This is a genomic window from Microbacterium sp. LMI12-1-1.1 (assembly GCF_040676455.1).
In the GTDB taxonomy this organism is placed as follows: Bacteria; Actinomycetota; Actinomycetes; order Actinomycetales; family Microbacteriaceae; genus Microbacterium.
On sequence record NZ_JBEGIA010000016.1, the window covers coordinates 320,681 to 336,186 of the forward strand.

Annotated in this window: 11 protein-coding genes; 6 read left to right on the forward strand and 5 right to left on the reverse strand. The window is 66.5% G+C overall.

What is annotated here, in order from left to right; genetic code table 11:
* Positions 1 to 57 precede the first annotated feature (57 nt).
* Positions 58 to 384 carry a WhiB family transcriptional regulator gene (locus tag MRBLMI12_RS19560; protein ID WP_349426796.1) on the reverse strand — a complete coding sequence of 109 codons (327 nt, stop codon included), beginning with the start codon at positions 382 to 384 and terminating at the stop codon, positions 58 to 60.
* A gap of 182 nt (positions 385 to 566) precedes the next feature.
* The gene (gene manA / locus MRBLMI12_RS19565; RefSeq protein WP_363357872.1) at positions 567 to 1,715 is read right to left on the reverse strand and encodes a mannose-6-phosphate isomerase, class I; all 1,149 of its coding nucleotides are present in this window, start codon (positions 1,713 to 1,715) and stop codon (positions 567 to 569) included.
* A gap of 84 nt (positions 1,716 to 1,799) precedes the next feature.
* Here manA and MRBLMI12_RS19570 point away from each other — a divergent pair, with 84 nt between their 5' ends.
* The 6 genes from MRBLMI12_RS19570 to MRBLMI12_RS19595 all read left to right on the forward strand — a co-directional run bounded on the left by MRBLMI12_RS19570 (position 1,800) and on the right by MRBLMI12_RS19595 (position 12,715).
* On the forward strand, positions 1,800 to 3,299 hold the full coding sequence (locus tag MRBLMI12_RS19570) for an O-antigen ligase family protein (protein ID WP_363357873.1): 1,500 nt from the start codon (positions 1,800 to 1,802) through the stop codon (positions 3,297 to 3,299).
* Positions 3,296 to 4,639 carry an O-antigen ligase family protein gene (locus MRBLMI12_RS19575; RefSeq protein WP_363357874.1) on the forward strand — a complete coding sequence of 448 codons (1,344 nt, stop codon included), beginning with the start codon at positions 3,296 to 3,298 and terminating at the stop codon, positions 4,637 to 4,639. Before MRBLMI12_RS19570 ends, MRBLMI12_RS19575 begins: the two co-directional genes overlap by 4 nt.
* Positions 4,640 to 4,776: 137 nt before the next feature.
* Positions 4,777 to 7,098 carry a CDP-glycerol glycerophosphotransferase family protein gene (locus MRBLMI12_RS19580; RefSeq protein ID WP_363357875.1) on the forward strand — a complete coding sequence of 774 codons (2,322 nt, stop codon included), beginning with the start codon at positions 4,777 to 4,779 and terminating at the stop codon, positions 7,096 to 7,098.
* The gene (locus MRBLMI12_RS19585) at positions 7,095 to 10,193 is read left to right on the forward strand and encodes a CDP-glycerol glycerophosphotransferase family protein (RefSeq protein WP_349426791.1); all 3,099 of its coding nucleotides are present in this window, start codon (positions 7,095 to 7,097) and stop codon (positions 10,191 to 10,193) included. The genes MRBLMI12_RS19580 and MRBLMI12_RS19585 overlap by 4 nt, the downstream gene beginning before the upstream one ends.
* A gap of 56 nt (positions 10,194 to 10,249) precedes the next feature.
* The gene (locus MRBLMI12_RS19590) at positions 10,250 to 11,671 is read left to right on the forward strand and encodes a bifunctional cytidylyltransferase/SDR family oxidoreductase (protein WP_349426790.1); all 1,422 of its coding nucleotides are present in this window, start codon (positions 10,250 to 10,252) and stop codon (positions 11,669 to 11,671) included.
* Between the two features lie 60 nt (positions 11,672 to 11,731).
* The gene (locus MRBLMI12_RS19595) at positions 11,732 to 12,715 is read left to right on the forward strand and encodes a glycosyltransferase (protein ID WP_363357876.1); all 984 of its coding nucleotides are present in this window, start codon (positions 11,732 to 11,734) and stop codon (positions 12,713 to 12,715) included.
* A gap of 3 nt (positions 12,716 to 12,718) precedes the next feature.
* On the opposite strand, the gene MRBLMI12_RS19600 is transcribed toward MRBLMI12_RS19595, so the two are convergent.
* Genes MRBLMI12_RS19600 through glf form a run of 3 tightly spaced genes read right to left on the reverse strand, consistent with a single transcriptional unit; the run spans position 12,719 to position 15,435 of the window.
* Entirely contained in the window at positions 12,719 to 13,468 is a 750-nt protein-coding gene (locus MRBLMI12_RS19600; RefSeq protein ID WP_349426788.1) for an ABC transporter ATP-binding protein, read from the reverse strand.
* On the reverse strand, positions 13,468 to 14,274 hold the full coding sequence (locus MRBLMI12_RS19605; RefSeq protein WP_349426787.1) for an ABC transporter permease: 807 nt from the start codon (positions 14,272 to 14,274) through the stop codon (positions 13,468 to 13,470). The genes MRBLMI12_RS19600 and MRBLMI12_RS19605 overlap by 1 nt, the downstream gene beginning before the upstream one ends.
* Before the next feature lie 24 nt (positions 14,275 to 14,298).
* Positions 14,299 to 15,435: a UDP-galactopyranose mutase gene (gene glf, locus MRBLMI12_RS19610; protein WP_349426786.1), complete on the reverse strand. Its 1,137-nt coding sequence runs from the start codon at positions 15,433 to 15,435 to the stop codon at positions 14,299 to 14,301.
* Positions 15,436 to 15,506: the final 71 nt, after the last annotated feature.

Sequence of the window (15,506 nt, forward strand, 5' to 3'; positions counted from 1 at the left end):
CCAGCTCGGGCGAACGCGCCGGGTCGGCCGGATCGAACCGGCCGACCGGCGTGCGTTTCAGCCCGCTCGACGCTTCAGCTTGCGACGTTCGCGCTCGCTGAGACCGCCCCAGATACCGAATCGCTCGTCGTTCTGCAGCGCATAGTCGAGGCATTCGCCTCGCACGTCGCACGACGTGCAGATGCGCTTCGCATCACGCGTGGAGCCGCCCTTCTCGGGGAAGAACGCCTCCGGATCGGTCTGCGCACATAGTGCGTCGGTCTGCCATGCGAGCGGATTGTCTTCTTCCGCGTCGATGTTGCGGCGAACCCCCGGTACCCCCAGTTGAACCGGATCGACGAACCAGTCGTCGGGAACGCCGGAACGGTATTGAGAAACCGTCATGTCGTTCTCACCCCCCGTGATCCTGCTCCACGCTGGTGCGTGTACGGATAATTACACCCGTGTAGTTCGCCGAGGTCAAGTCGCAGATAGTAAACGCTCAACCGCCTCTTGAACCTTCACGACGCGCCGACGGCGTGTCGCGCTGTGATAACGGTCCGATGAGAAAGCGATGAGCCCGCGGTTCAGCGTCCCGGAAGGGCGATGAAGAGCTCTCCTTCACCTGCCACGCGGACCCCGCCTTCGTCCGGGGTCACGAGCACGGCGGCCCCGGGTACGAGGTCCGACGCCGCTCCCGACGCGAGCCCGACGACCTTGAGTGACCCGCCGGTGGCGACCGCGATCGCCGGTCCCGCCAGCGGCACCTCGACCCCCTCCCGCGTCGGCGTGACGGCGAGCAGAGCGAAGTCCGAGACCGGCACGTCGTACTGGCCGATGCCTTCCCCGAGCGCACGCGCCCGGATCACCGGCGGCAGCCCCGGCGTCGGGTCGAGCACGCTCACGAGCTCGGCCGCGTCGACGTGCTTCGGCGTCAGACCACCGCGGAGCACGTTGTCGCTCGCCGCCATCAGCTCCACACCCAGACCGTCGAGGTAGGCGTGCAGGACGCCGGCCGGCACGAAGAGTCCTTCGCCGCGACGCAGGGTCACAAGGTTCATCAGCAGGGCCACGACGATGCCGGGGTCGCCGGGGAAGGCGGCATCCAGCGTGCGCGCGAGTTCCAGCTCGGCGGAGAACTCGTCGGACCCGGCTGAGACCGCGGCGGCGACGACGTCGCGCGCGACGTCGGCCCCGTCCGAGAGGAGCCAGCCGATGACGGCAGAGAGTGAGGCATCCTCGGCTTCGAGGCGCTCCGCGAGTGGTGCGGCACCGGGTCCGAGCGCGGCGACGAGGCGGCGCGTGGCCTCGATCTCGCGGAGGCCCGCGAGCGCCCGGAACGTGTCGCTGAGCGCCACGATCAGCTCGGGCTTGTGATTGGCGTCGCGGTAGGTGCGCTCGCCGGCGTCGCGCGGGATCCCCGCAGCCTCCTCGCGCGCGAAGCCCGCCTCAGCCTGCGCCTTGGAGGGGTGCGCCTGGATGGAGAGAGCGGATGCCGCCGCCAGCAGCTTCAGCAGGTACGGCAGCGGCGCATCGATACCGGCCGCGGCCCCTTCTTCGGCGACCCACCGGTCGAGCGTGCGGCCGTCGGGCGTCTCGGACGGGTCGCCCGGGTGATCCCCGAACCACACCTCCGCCTCAGCGCGGCCGGACGCCTCGCGTCCCTCGAGTTCGGCGAGCAGGGAGAGCGAGCCCCACGCGTAGTCACGGGGGTCGTTGGCAAGCGGGATCAGCACCCGAACAGCCTAGCGACGCGGCCGTCGCTGACCCCGCCCGCGCCCCCGCTGATCGCGCAGGGCGCCGGGGTACGCTGTGAGGCGATGGCCGTCCACTCCAAGCACCCGGCGTCGGCGCCGCCGGGCCCGCCGGTCCGCGAGAAGACCGGCCACCTCATGCTGCGCGGCTGGTGCATCTTCGTGCTCTTCATGGCGCTGTCGGGCACCGCCTGGGTGCACGCATTCGGCGAGCTCACCGCCACCGTCATCACGATCGCCGGCGGTGTGCTGTCGGCCGTGCTGTGGATCGTCCTGCGCCCACCCGTCCAGTGGCGCCGCCTGCCGTGGTTCGTCGTCGCCTACGTCGTGTGGGCGACGCTCTCGCTCGCATGGTCGGCCTGGCCGCAGGCGACCGCGCTCACGCTGCTGCTCCTGTACATCACCAGCCTGCAGGCGCTGTTCATCGGCAGCGTGCTCACCTGGCGGGAGCTCGTGCGCGCCATCGCCTCGGCGCTCAAGTGGGTCCTGGCACTGTCGATCCTCTTCGAGCTGTGGGTCGCCGTCTTCATCGGCGAGCCGGTCCTGCCGGGATTCGTGGTCGAGAAGGCCGACGACCCGATCGAGTACTGGTCGCGCAACAACCTGTTCGACTTCCCCGGGCGACTCCAGGGCATCATGGGCAATGCGAACCTGCTCGCCCCGGTCGCCCTGCTCGCGATCGTCGTCTTCGCGATCCGCCTCGCATCGGGTGCGCCGCGCCGCACGTTCCTGTGGATCTGGATGGCGCTGTCGGCCTACCTCTTCATCCGCGCATCGTCGGCGACCGCCTATCTCGCGGCCGCCGCCGTCGCCGTGGTCCTCGTCACGGTGCTCCTCATGCGGCGCGCGACCAGGCCGGGTGAGCGCACCAAGTACTACGTCGCGTACGCCGCGGTCGGGATCGGCGGCCTCCTCGGACTGTGGCTGCTGCAGGACGCGATCTTCACCGCCCTCGGCCGCAGCGCCGACCTCACCGGTCGGGAGGGCATCTGGGAGGCCGTGCTGGCTCGCGCCGCGGAACGCCCGTGGGTCGGCTGGGGCTACGCGACCCCGTGGGTGCCTTCGGATCCGGCGTTCGACGAGTGGATCATCGACCACGGCCAGACCGTGATGCAGGCGCACAACATGTGGATCGATGTCGCGATGCAGCTCGGCATCATCGGCGTCGTGCTCCTCGCAGTCCTCTACTTCGCCTTCGTGTGGCGGGCATGGTTCTTCGCCGTCGACCGGCCGCGCTGGGATCTCCGCGCCGACCGCCCCTACTCACCGCTGACGCTCCTCCCCACGCTCGTGGGCGCGATCCTGCTCGTGCAGGGTCTCGCCGAGTCCACACCCCTCCTGCTGTGGGGCTGGCTCTTCGTCGTCATGCTCGGCGCGAAGATCAAGCAGTCGCCGCACGTCGGCGTCGGCCCCGCCGAGCAGAGTGCCGCGATCGAGCGCGGCGACCCCGTCGAACTGGGCGAGTCTGCGGGCCGGCGGCTCCCGGCACGGCGACCCGCTCGGCGCGCGTCGGGCACCGAGTCGAGCGTGGTCGCCGCGGGCGACCCGGCAGGGTCCGGCGCGTGACCGATACGCCGCGGTCCGCGTCGCCCGGGTGGCTGGGCGCCCTGCTGGACTCGGCGGCCTTCGCCCGCGCCTTCACCCTCGTCGTCTTCGCCACCGTCTTCTCGGCATTCGCGATCGAGCGGATCGCCGGACACGTCACCTACGTGACCATCGTGGCCGGGCTCTGCATCCTGGGTCTGGCGGTCATGGTGGCGCGCCGGCGCGAGATCTCGCTGCTGCGGCTGGTGCCGACGACGGTGCTGATCTTCATCGGGTGGGCCTTCGCCAGCATCGTCTGGAGCAGCGACACGAGCGCGTCGTTCTGGAGCTGGGTGTCGATGGCCGCGCTGGCGTTCCTCGCCGTCGTCATCGGGCACGTGCGCGACACGCTGCAGACCGTCCGCGCGCTGGGTGACGTGCTGCGGGTGCTCCTGAGCGTCTCCCTCGCACTCGAGGTGCTGTCGGGCGTCCTCCTCGACCTGCCGTTCACCTTTCTCGGCATCCAGGGCAACATCGCCCAGCTGGGTCCGGTGCAGGGCATCTTCGGCACGCGCAACCTGCTGGGCTTCGTCGCCGTCATCGCGCTCATCACCTTCCTCATCGAATACCGCACCCAGTCGGTCCGCCCCGGAGTCTCGGTGGCCTCCGTCGTGCTCGCCGGGGGCCTGGCTGCGCTCAGCGACTCCCCCACCGTGGTCGTGCTCGCGCTCGGCGTCGGGCTCGCCGTCGGAGCCCTCGCCCTCGTTCGGCACGCGCGGCCCGAACGTCGCGCCGGCCTGCAGCTCGCACTCGGAGCGCTCGTGGTCATCGGGGTGTTCGTGGGCTACGCGGCGCGGCATCCGATCATCGCGCTGCTCGGCGCCGGCACCGACTTCTCGATGCGCGTCGAGCTGTGGAACTTCATGGTCGACATCCTCCGCCAGAAGCCCGTGCAGGGCTTCGGCTGGTTCGGAGTCTGGGACCAGAAGGAGTACCCGTTCAACGCGATCAACTTCTGGCTCGACACGAAGCACGCCACCGGCCTCAACGCCTACTTCGACGTCGCGCTGCAGCTCGGCTGGGTCGGCCTGGTGCTGTTCCTTGCGCTGGCTGCACTGGCGCTGGCGCGTTCATGGCTCGTCGCCGGCGAGCGCCGCTCGGTCGTCTACGCCTGGACGCCGCTCATCCTCGTCACCCTCCTCATCGACTCGATGTTCGAGAGCTTCGCGCTGACGGGGCTCGGTTGGCTGATGCTCGTGCTGTGCGCCGTGAGAGCGGGCCAGTCCCGCTCGTGGCGCGAGAGCCTCGGCGGCGGAACGGATGCCGGAGACGGCGGTGTTGCGGAGGACTCGGGGCTGCCTCACGTGAAGGGGGACAGTTAAGGGCGCGCGGAGAACTCGGTGACAGCCAAAAGGGCGCTCAGCATACGTTGATGTATCCAACCCTTACACTTGCTTCACCCGATCCTTCAACCTCGAGCGAGTGAACGTTGCGTGAACACCTGCGAGGCTCGCCCCTCGTGCGCGCACTACGCTTCCTGCCCTACTCAGCGCCCTATCGGTTGCTGTCGGCGGTTGCGCGCCCCCGGACGAACCGTGTCCTCTTCCTTTCGGACTCCCGCCGGGGTTTCGGCGGAAACCTGGCCTACATCCGCGACGAGTTGCGTCGCCAGCAACCTGACACCGAGATCATCGGCATCTTCAAGCCGAGCCTTCGCGCACGCCGATCGTTTCTCGACGCCCTCCGCCTGCCATACTTCATGGCGACGAGCGCGGTCATCGTGCTCGACGACTTCTATCCACTCGTATACCCGCTGCGGATTCGGCGCGGAACGCGGCTCGTCCAGGTCTGGCACGCAGCCGGCGCATTCAAGCGAGTCGGCCATAGTCGCGCCGGACTGCCCGGGGGGCCTACTCCCGGCAGCCGCATACACCGGAATTACACGGCCGCGACCGTCAGTTCGCCAGGTGTGCGGGCGGATTACGCGGAGGCCTACGGGATTCCCGTCGAGCGGGTGCACGCGCTCGGAGTCCCCCGCAGCGACGTGTTCTTCGATACGGGCCGGCTACAACGCACGCGGACGTCGGTGCGCGCGGCGCTCGACGTGGGCCCTGACGTGAAGCTCGCTCTCTTCGCCCCGACATTCCGCGGAAACGGCCAGCTCTCCGCATACGCCGAAGAGAGCGCCGACTGGGGCTCCGTCGCCTCGCAACTCGGCCCCGGTTGGCGTGTGGCCGTCAAACAACATCCGTTCACGTCTCGCGCGGCGTCGCAGCTGCCATCGAATGTGATCGACGTGTCGCATGGCACAGAGATGAACGACCTCCTCGCCGCTGCGGACGTGCTCATCACTGACTACTCTTCGGTGATCTTCGAGTTCGCGCTGTTGAAACGACCGGTGGTGTTCTTCGTCCCGGACCTGGAGGAATACACGACTTCGCGCGACTTCTACCGGCCGTTCTCGGAGTATGCCATCGGCCCTGTGGTGACAGAGCCAGCCGAGCTTGCTAGGACGATCGCGCACGCAACCGTGGACTCCGCCAAGCTGACGGCGTTTCTCAGGGAGTTCTGCGGTGCATTGGACGGGCACTCGTCGGAGCGGATCGTTCGCGACCTGCTCATCGTGGATCCGCTTCGTGCGAAGCCGAAGCGCATCGATTCCGCTCCGGCGCGTCTCATGCGGCGAATCGGGCTCGACCTGGTCGCCGCCCACACCTCGCGCCTGGTACTGACCACGGTGAGCACCGCGATGGTCGTTCTGCCACGGCGTCGCAAGATCACGATGCTCAGCAGGGAGGCAGACAAGCCGCCCATCGACTTCGTGCTCCTGCGAGACGCCATTTGCGCGGCTGACGAACGTGTCCACATTGTCATCAGTTCCCGCACGGTGCCCGGAGGGGTGCTGCCGAAGCTCGGCTACGCCCTTCATCTGCTGGTCGAGTTGTACCACGTCGCAACGTCGCGGGTGGTTGTGCTGGACGGCTACTCCTTCGTCGCATCAGCCGCGAGGCACGGCCGCGGCCTCACGGTCGTACAGATCTGGCACGCCCTAGGCGCGATGAAGAAGTTCGGCATCAGCATACTCGGGCGGCCGGAAGGCCGAGACCCCCGCCTTGCCAAAGCGCTTCGAATGCACGACCGGTACGACGTCGTCGTCACCAGCGCGGAGCGATGCCGTCCTGCATACGCCGAAGCGTTCGGGACCGATCCTTCTAAAATCATGATCGCTTCGCTTCCGCGCGTTGATCGACTCCGCGATCCGATCGCGCGACAGCGAGCCCGGGCGCGCTTCGCCCGACTGTACCCCGACCTCGGGGACAGACCGATTGCGCTGTACGCGCCGACATTCCGCACGCCTGGGAGTGCTGCGCGAAAGCCCGTCGATCCGCTAGAACTCACTCGAGCGCTGCACGCCGCCGGATACACCACGATCACAAAGCTGCACCCACTCGTCGCCCCACCGGAGCATGCAGAGATTCGCACCGCCCCCGGAATGTCGACGCAGGACCTCATGCTCGTCGCCGACGTCTTCGTCACCGACTACTCGTCGGCGGTATTCGAAGCCGCCGTGGCCGGAGTGCCGTCGTACTTGCTCGCGCTCGACCTGGATGAGTATCTCGTGTCGCGCGACTTCTACCTCAACTATCCGGACGACCTCGGACTCCCGTTTGCTGCCTCGATCGACGACCTCGTGGACTCAATTCGCCGCGGTGACGCGGACGACATCCAGCTGCGGCGGGTCAGAGAAGACTTCACTCAGCTCGATGCGGATGTGGACGCAGCACCGCTGCTCGCGTCCTCACTGCTGAGCTTCATGACAGAACCGGGACCGACACGATGAGAAGCCGACTCACCTGGATCTTCAACTGCGCTGACACCTTCTCCGGGAATCCCAAATGGCTGTTCCTCTATGTCGTGCATCATCGCCCCGACATAGAGGCAGTCTGGGTCACCGATTCGAAGCCGACCGTCCACTTCGTCCGCTCCCTCGGCTTCCGCGCGGAACTGTTGACATCTCGCCGAGGAAAGAACCTCCAGCAGCGTGCGGGCGTGTTCGTAGTCAACCAGGTGAAGGAGCGCATCCCACCCGAGATGTCGGGGATCCTCCTGCTCAACCTCTGGCACGGCGTCGGTGTGAAGGCGATCGAGCGCAAGCTCACCCAGGGCCGCCTGCAGGCGCGCATCGCCAGGAAGTACATCGAGAACAACAAGGTCTACCACGACACCATGTCGTTCCTCGTCACCTCACCCGCGATGGAAGCGCATTTCCGTGAGCAAGTGGGGCTGGACGACGAGCAACTCATTCGTGGCGGTTACCCACAGAACGTCTACGCTCGCCTGTACGGCAGGTATAGCTCGTTCGATCACGACCTCCGCGCGCGGCACGGGCTCTCCAGCGACGCCAGGATCGCGGTCTACGCGCCCACCTACCGCACCGAGCACCGGGGCGAGTCGTTCCTGCGAGCCGCCTTCCCCGACCCGGAGCGGCTGATCCGCGTCTTGCGCGAGACGAACACCCTCCTCATCCTCAAGATGCACCCCTCGATGGCCAAAGACCCCGGCTTTGTGCACCTGCGCGAACGGTTCGGCGACGAACCGAACCTGCGCTTCTGGGACAACCGCGACGACATCTACGAGATCTTCGGCGACGTCGACCTCGGCATCGTCGACTATTCGTCGATCCACTATGACCTGCTGGCGGCGGGTGTCGGGAAGTTCATCCGCTACGCGTTCGATCTCGACGACGCCGGCGTCCAGGAGCACAGCCACGACTACCTCTCCCTCTCTGCAGGCACGCTGGCCTCGACGTTCGAGGACTTGCTCGCCGCACTCGGGGGCGACAACACCGTCGCCGCCGACGAGCGCGCACGTCTGGCGGACCACTTCTGGGCCTATGACGACGACGACACCTTCACCCGGCTGGTCGACACGGCTCTGACGCGTTCGCTCCGGGATGTCGATCTGCCGACGCTGTACAGCTTCGACGTCTTCGACACGGTCATCGGCCGGCGCGGCATCGTCCCGGTGTCGGTGTTCGTTGACATCCGCGACCGCATCCTGAACGCACGCGGCCGGTTCCCACCCGAGATCGCGCGCGACTTCGTACGCGATCGCCAGACTGCAGAGAACGCGTTGCGCGAGATGAAACGGAAGGATCCGGAGCTGCGGGAGTCCCGCGCATTCGAGATCACGCTCGCAGACATCTACCGGCGTCTGGCGGAGATCCTCGACCTCAGCGCCGACCAACGGGACCTCCTCATGTCATGGGAGATCGAGGCCGAGCTCGCTGCGACCCGGCCGCTGCCGGCGGAGGTCGCGCACGTGCGCGCGCTCCGCGACGCCGGCGAGCACGTGGTGTTCCTCAGCGACATGTATCTTCCGGAGTCCGTGGTCCGCGAATTGCTCGTGAAGGCGGATCAGTCATTCCACGACATTCCCCTGTATCTGTCCAGCAGCACGGGTGTGCAGAAGTCGACCGGGTACTTGTACCTGCACGCGTACCACGACGTCGGCTACGACCATCGGGTGTGGCGTCATACGGGTGACAACTCGCACGCCGACCGCAAGGCTGCCGGCGCGCTCGGGATCAGCACGAAGCTGCTTCCTCGACGCGAACTCGACACGTACGAGTCAGCGCTGGCCACCGCGCTGGGCACCGGCGACGGCTACCGGGTGGCCGGGCTGTTACACGACCGTCGGCTCGCTGCATCCGCTGAAGGTCCCACGCCGTTCGCGTTCCGGTACGTCAGCCTCTTCCTCGTGCCATACGTGCTGTGGGTGCTAGACGACGCCGTCGCACGAGGTTACCGGACCCTGTATTTCCTCTCGCGGGACGGACATCACCTCAAGCGGATCGCTGACGCCGCTATCGAGGAGCTCGGGCTCGACCTGCGAACGCGTTACATCTTCGGGTCCCGTAAGGCGTGGCGCCTGGCCTCGCAGATCGACAGCATCGACGAAGAGTTCTTCGGGGAATTCGGCACGTTCGCAGGCGCCAGGACCGTGTCCGCGTTGGCCGAGATCGCCGGGCTGTCGATCGCCGAGTTCTCTGCAGTCATCCCCGAAGCTACCGCGTTCGCACCCGACGTCCGCCTTTCGCAAGCATCACAGGCGGCGCTGCGCGCCGCGATGTCGGCCTCCGCCGTTCTGGACGCTCATCTTCTCCAGCGGGCGGCCGAGGAGAGACGTGCATGCGTTGCGTACCTGAGCCAGGAGATGGTGTTCGACGAGAGCTTCGCAGTGGTCGAGTACTGGGGACGGGGCTACACCCAGGAGTGTCTCAAGCGGATACTCTCCGCCGTCAGCCTCTCGACGTCGGCGCTACCCTTCTACTACGCGCGCAGTATCTACGGCAGCGATGAGCTATGCGCCCGCCACAACTTCACCTCCAGTGCCTTCTCGATGCTTCCCGTCGAGGCCATCTTCGCCAACCTCGACCACGGCACGGTGCAGGGCTATCGGCATGGTTCGGGAGGGTGGGAGCCCATCGTGGAACCGCGCCAGAATGATGCGGATCTGCACGATGCTCTCGAGTCCGAGCTTCCGGAGTTCACACGCGAATTCCTGCGCCTTCAGCTGACCCAGCCGGCTCGCACGCGCCGAGGCCTGTTCGCGTTCGCCTTCGATCACTTCCGCACCAGGCCTGCGACCACGCCGTACCTGACGCATCTCGCGCCCCTGCGCGACGCCGTGGAGCTGGGTGGTGAAGAGCGCGAGTTCGCGCCCGCGCTGTCGGTCTCGCTGTTCTTCAACTACCTCAACCGGGATACGCGCGGCTCCGTCACCAGGAGCTGGCCGATGACGTTCGCGCGCACGACCGGTCTGCCGCGCCTTCTCCTAGAGGCGCAGCGCCGGTATGGGTTCCGCCGCAAGCTGCGCGCAATCGAGCGCAGGGCGAAGCACCGATCCGACAACCACCCGGCCACCTGGTCCTGAGCAACACGCGCCCGGTACGCCTCCTCCCCCTCCCCGGAAAGAAGACCCGAAAACTCATGCCCGCTTCTCGCACCGTGGCCGTCCTCCTCGCCGGCGGTGTCGGCGTCCGCGTAGGACTCGGCATCCCGAAGCAGCTCATCAAGATCGCTGGCAAGGCGATCGTCGAGCACACCCTCGAAGTGCTGAACGCCAGCCCGTACATCCACGAGGTGATGATCGTCATGAACGCTGGCGCGATCCATGAGCTGGACTCGCTCGTCGACCCTGAGCGCTTCCCGAAGCTGACCCGGATCATTCCGGGCGGCGCCACCCGCAACGACTCCACCCAGGCCGCGCTGGCCGTCCTCGGCGACGACCCCGATACCAAGGTCCTCTTCCACGACGCCGTGCGCCCGTTCGTCGACGACCGGATCGTCCGCGATTGCGTCGAGGCGCTCGACAGCTACGACGCCGTAGACACCGGCATCGCGTCGTCGGACACGATCATCGAGGTCGACGCCGCCTCCCACATCACCGCGATTCCGGAGCGGGCGCGCTTGCGGCGTGGCCAAACGCCGCAGGCGTTCCGGCTGGGCACCATCCGTCGCGCCTACGAGCGCGCCGCCCAGGATGCCTCATTCCACGCGACCGACGACTGCGGCGTCGTCTTCACGTACCTTCCCGACGTGCCGATCTACGTCGTCGAGGGCACGCCCCAGAATATGAAGGTCACCGAGCCGATCGACGTGCACATCGCCGACAAGCTATTCCAGCTCCAGTCTGAGAGCCTCTCCGCCGAGACGGCGTCCCTGCCCGATCTCTCCGGGAAGGTAGTCGTCGTCTTCGGTGGCAGTTATGGGATCGGTCGCAGCGTCGTGGAACTGGCCGGCGTCTGCGGCGCGGTGGTGCACGAGTTCAGCCGGTCCACCACAGGAACCGATGTGCGCTCGCGCGCGCTCGTCAAGCGTGCGCTCAAGCAGGTCTTCGCGGCCGAAGGGCGCATCGATGCCGTCGTCCTGACGGCGGGTGTGCTCCAGATGGGGGCTCTCACCGACACCCGGATCAGGGACCTCGAGAGCACGATCGAGACGAACTTCCTAGCCCCGGTGATCGTCTCGCGGGCCGCTCACAAGTACCTCGCCGCAACCCAGGGGCAGGTCCTGCTCTTCACGTCCAGCTCATATACTCGCGGGCGCGCCAACTACGGCGTCTACTCGGCGAGCAAGGCCGCGGTCGTGAACCTCACCCAGGCGCTGGCCGAGGAATGGACTGTGAGCGGTGTCCGCATCAACTGCATCAACCCGCAGCGCACGCGCACGCCTATGCGCTCCTCTGCCTTCGGCGAGGAGGCGCCGTCGAGCCTGCTCGAGCCGGAGCACGTGGCGGAGGTCAGCCTCCGAGTGCTGGCGTCCTCGATGACGGGTCAGGTCGTGACAGTGCGCGTGGAGCAGGCCGCCGCGCACGCCAAGCTGAGCGTGGCCGACACCCTGACCGGGTAGGCTTTGCACTCGGCCGACGCATCTACGGCCGCTCTACTTCGCACTCGGAGAATCTCCCCTGTGACCTCTGTGCCCACTTCCCCTTTCGATCCCGCGACCGCGACCATCGCGATCGTCACCTACAACCGCTCCGGGCTGCTCACGCGCCTCCTGGAGAGCATTGTCGTGATGGACCCCAAGCCCGGTCGCATCGTGATCATCGACAATGCGTCGACAGACGACACGACCGACGTCGTCGAGTCGTTCCGGGAGCGCCTCGAGCCGTCCGTACTCGTCTACCGCCGGATGGAGACCAACACGGGCGGCTCGGGCGGTTTCAGTGAGGGCATGCGGGTCGCGTACGAACTCGGATCCGAGTGGATCTGGCTTATGGACGACGACGTCGAAGTGCTCCCCGACGGCCTGGCGAAGATGGGCAAGTGGGCTCCGCGCTTCAAGAGCATCCAGGGACGTCGCTACGACTATGACGGCAGCGCGTTCTACTGGCAGTACCGCGTCGCCGAGCCCCTCGGCATCCCGATCCCCTTTGCGCCTGCCGAGTTTGACGCGTCGGGCTATAAGCCCATGAACTCCGGATGCTTCGAGGGCATGTTCATCCACCGCGGCATCGTGCAGGAAATCGGCCTGCCCGACCCGCGATTCTTCATCTACTGGGACGACCAGACGTATGGATGGCTGGCGTCGCGAAAGACGCAGTCCGTGATCGTCGACGAGTTCGTGCTGCGCCGCACGCGCGAGATCAAGCAGTGGGACATGGGCATCCGCCACATGAATGCTTCCAGCAACGCCTATCGCTACTACATCATGCGCAACCGCGCATACATCAAGAAGTACTACCGAACGCTCGGCGTCTACAACCCGGTCCTGTTCGGGGTGGGCACGAGCCTCACGTTCGGCAAGGAGCTGATTCGCCTGCTGTTCGTCGAGCGCACGGTGCGGGGAACGTCGAACCTCTTCCGCGGCCTGCGTGACGGGCGGAAGATCGCGAAGGACGCCTCGTGGCAGCCGATGCCGCCGCTTGAGGCCGCAACGGCGCAGGCCTGACGTTCAGACGCCAGTCGGATAGTCGGCGTTGTAGCGGTCGAGAACCTCGTTGATCGGGGCATCCATCGCCAGTCGATGTTTGTCGAGATACAAGCCGCGCGTGCAGAAGCGGCGCAGGTCGCGCTCACTGTGCGACACGAAGAACAGCGTGCGCCCATCGGCCAGCAGCTCGTCGATGCGCCGGTAGCACTTCTCGCGGAACGCCTTGTCGCCCACGGCCAGCACCTCGTCGACCAGCAGAATGGGCTCCTCGAGCTGCGAGACGACCGCGAACGCCAGCCGCACCTTCATGCCGTTGCTGAGGTGCTTGTAGGGGGTGTCGATGAAGTCCTCGAGCTCGGCGAAGTCGATGATGCCGTCGAAGCGGCGCGAGACCTCGGCCTTCGACATCCCGTGCAGCCCCGAGGTCAGGCGGACATTCTCGCGGACAGTGAGGTCGCCGACGAACCCACCGGTGATCTCGATCAGCGGCGCTACACCCCCGTTCACGGAGACGGATCCTTCGTCGGCGAGAAGGACGCCTGCGACGAGCTTGAGGAGCGTCGATTTGCCCTGACCATTGCGGCCGACGACACCGATCGACTCACCCGGCTTCACGTCGAAGGCGACATCGCGCAGCGCCCAGAACTCTCCGGGCTTCGACCGTCGAGACGAGTCCGCGAACAGGTCTTTGATGCTGCGGCTCCCCCGGCGATTCCGCCGGAAGCGGACGCCGAGGCCCTGCACCTCGATCGCGAGACCGGATGCCGTCATCACAGCTCCTTCAGGACGGGACGCTCGAGCCGCCGGAACGCGAAGACCCCGAGGGCGAGGAAGAGGAACGACATGATCGCGCCGATCCCGATGACCCAGGCATCCCACTCGTCGGCGAAGAACCCGACGCGGTAGAGGGCGAAGATCCCGGAGAGCGGATTGAAGGCCGCAAGAGTCTCGAACGCTCCGGGCAGGTCTTCCACCCCGTAAATCACCGGCGAGGCATAGAACAGGGCACGGAGGATGAGCTTCGTCGTGCGCTCCAGGTCACTCCAGATGACGCACAGAGGAGCGACCAGCAGCCCGAGTCCGACCAGAAGGACGGTCTGGAGCAGGACGGCGACCGGGACCCAGAGCAATCCCCAGTTCAGCTGGGCGGGATTCTCGGTGAACTGCGAGACGACGACGAAGAGCGCGAGCACCGGAAGGGAGCAGAGGAACTCGACGCCCTTCGACAGCACGATCCGGTTGACCCAGATCGACCGCGGGATCGCGGTCGAGCGCACGAGGCGGGCATCCTTGTTGAATGCGCGGGTGAAGTCCGACACCGACGAGTTGAACCACACCCACGGCAGCAGCGCGGTGATGAGGAAGACGATGTACGGCTCGTGCCCGACCGTGCGCTGGAAAACCTGCGTGAACACGAACCAGTAGATCGCGCTCATCACGAGCGGATCAAGCACCGACCACAGGTAGCCCAGCGCGCTCGTGGAGTAGCGCACCTTGAGATCGCGCGCCGAAAGCAGCCACAACGAGTGGAGGTAGCGCCGGGGCGATCCGGGGGCGCCGACGGCGGCTGTGGTCACGGTGACGAGTCTATGCGGGCGCGGTCACGCCAGCTGGTTGTTCCACATCGACAGCGCCGACCCGATAGCCATGTGCATGTCGAGATACTGGTACGTGCCCAGCCGACCTCCGAACAGCACGTCCCGCTCACCCTTCGCGAGCTCACGGTACGCGACCAGTCCCGCCCGGTCCTGCGGGGTGTTGACCGGATAGTACGGCTCGTCGTCGTGAGACGCGAAGCGCGAGAACTCGCGCATGATCACGGTCTTGTCGGTCGGATAGCGGTCCGCCCGCTCGGGGTGGAAGTGCTTGAATTCATGGATGCGCGTATAGGGGATTTCCGCGTCGGCGTAGTTCATGACCGGAGTGCCTTGGAAGTCACCGACCTCGAGCACCTCTTCCTCGAAGTCGAGCGTCCGCCACGACAGAGCGCCTTCGGCGTAGTCGAAGTAGCGGTCGACAGGGCCGGTGTAGACGATGGGCACCTGGCCCACCGTGGCGTTCTTGCTCAGTGGGTGCCCCTGGTCGAAGAAGTCGGTATCGAGCTTCACATCGATGTTGTGGTGATCGGCCATCCGTTCCAGCCACGCCGTATAGCCGTCGGTGGGCAACCCCTCCCACGTGTCGTTGAAGTATCGGTTGTCGTAGTTGTAGCGGACCGGGAGCCTGCTGATGACCTCGGCCGGCAAGTCCTTCGGGTCGGTCTGCCACTGCTTGCCCGTGTAGTCGCGGATGAAGGCCTCATACAGAGGTCGACCGATGAGGGCGATCGCCTTCTCTTCGAGGTTCGAGGCATCCTTCGTGTCGAACTCCCCGGCCAGCTGATGCACCAGCATCCGCGCTTCCTCGGGCGAGTAGGCCGCCTGGAAGAACTGGTTGATCGTGCCGAGGTTGATCGGCAGCGGGAACACGACGCCCTTGTGGTTCGTGTAGACGCGATGCACGTAGTCGGTGAAAGTCGTGAACCGGTTCGCGTACTCCCAGACGCCAGGGTTCGAGGTGTGGAAGAGGTGCGCACCGTACCTGTGGACCTCGATCCCCGTCGTGGGTTCGGCTTCGCTGTACGCATTTCCGCCGATGTGAGGGCGGCGGTCGATCACGGTGACCTTTCGGCCGGAAGTCGCAGCACGCTCCGCTATGGTCAGGCCGAAGAATCCGGAGCCGACGATGAGCAGATCCATGCGGCAGGCTTTCTGGTCGGTCGAACCGGGCGCTTTGCGCGGTCGGCGGAACTCACCGCCGACCTGGAAGT

Bases quoted from the DNA above. Each gene is read 5' to 3' on its own strand.
- MRBLMI12_RS19560 (WP_349426796.1), bottom strand. From the start codon at position 384: ATGACGGTTTCTCAATACCGTTCCGGCGTTCCCGACGACTGGTTCGTC.
- MRBLMI12_RS19570 (WP_363357873.1), top strand. From the start codon at position 1,800: ATGGCCGTCCACTCCAAGCACCCGGCGTCGGCGCCGCCGGGCCCGCCG.
- MRBLMI12_RS19585 (WP_349426791.1), top strand. From the start codon at position 7,095: ATGAGAAGCCGACTCACCTGGATCTTCAACTGCGCTGACACCTTCTCC.
- MRBLMI12_RS19590 (WP_349426790.1), top strand. From the start codon at position 10,250: ATGCCCGCTTCTCGCACCGTGGCCGTCCTCCTCGCCGGCGGTGTCGGC.
- MRBLMI12_RS19600 (WP_349426788.1), bottom strand. From the start codon at position 13,468: ATGACGGCATCCGGTCTCGCGATCGAGGTGCAGGGCCTCGGCGTCCGC.
- glf (WP_349426786.1), bottom strand. From the start codon at position 15,435: ATGGATCTGCTCATCGTCGGCTCCGGATTCTTCGGCCTGACCATAGCG.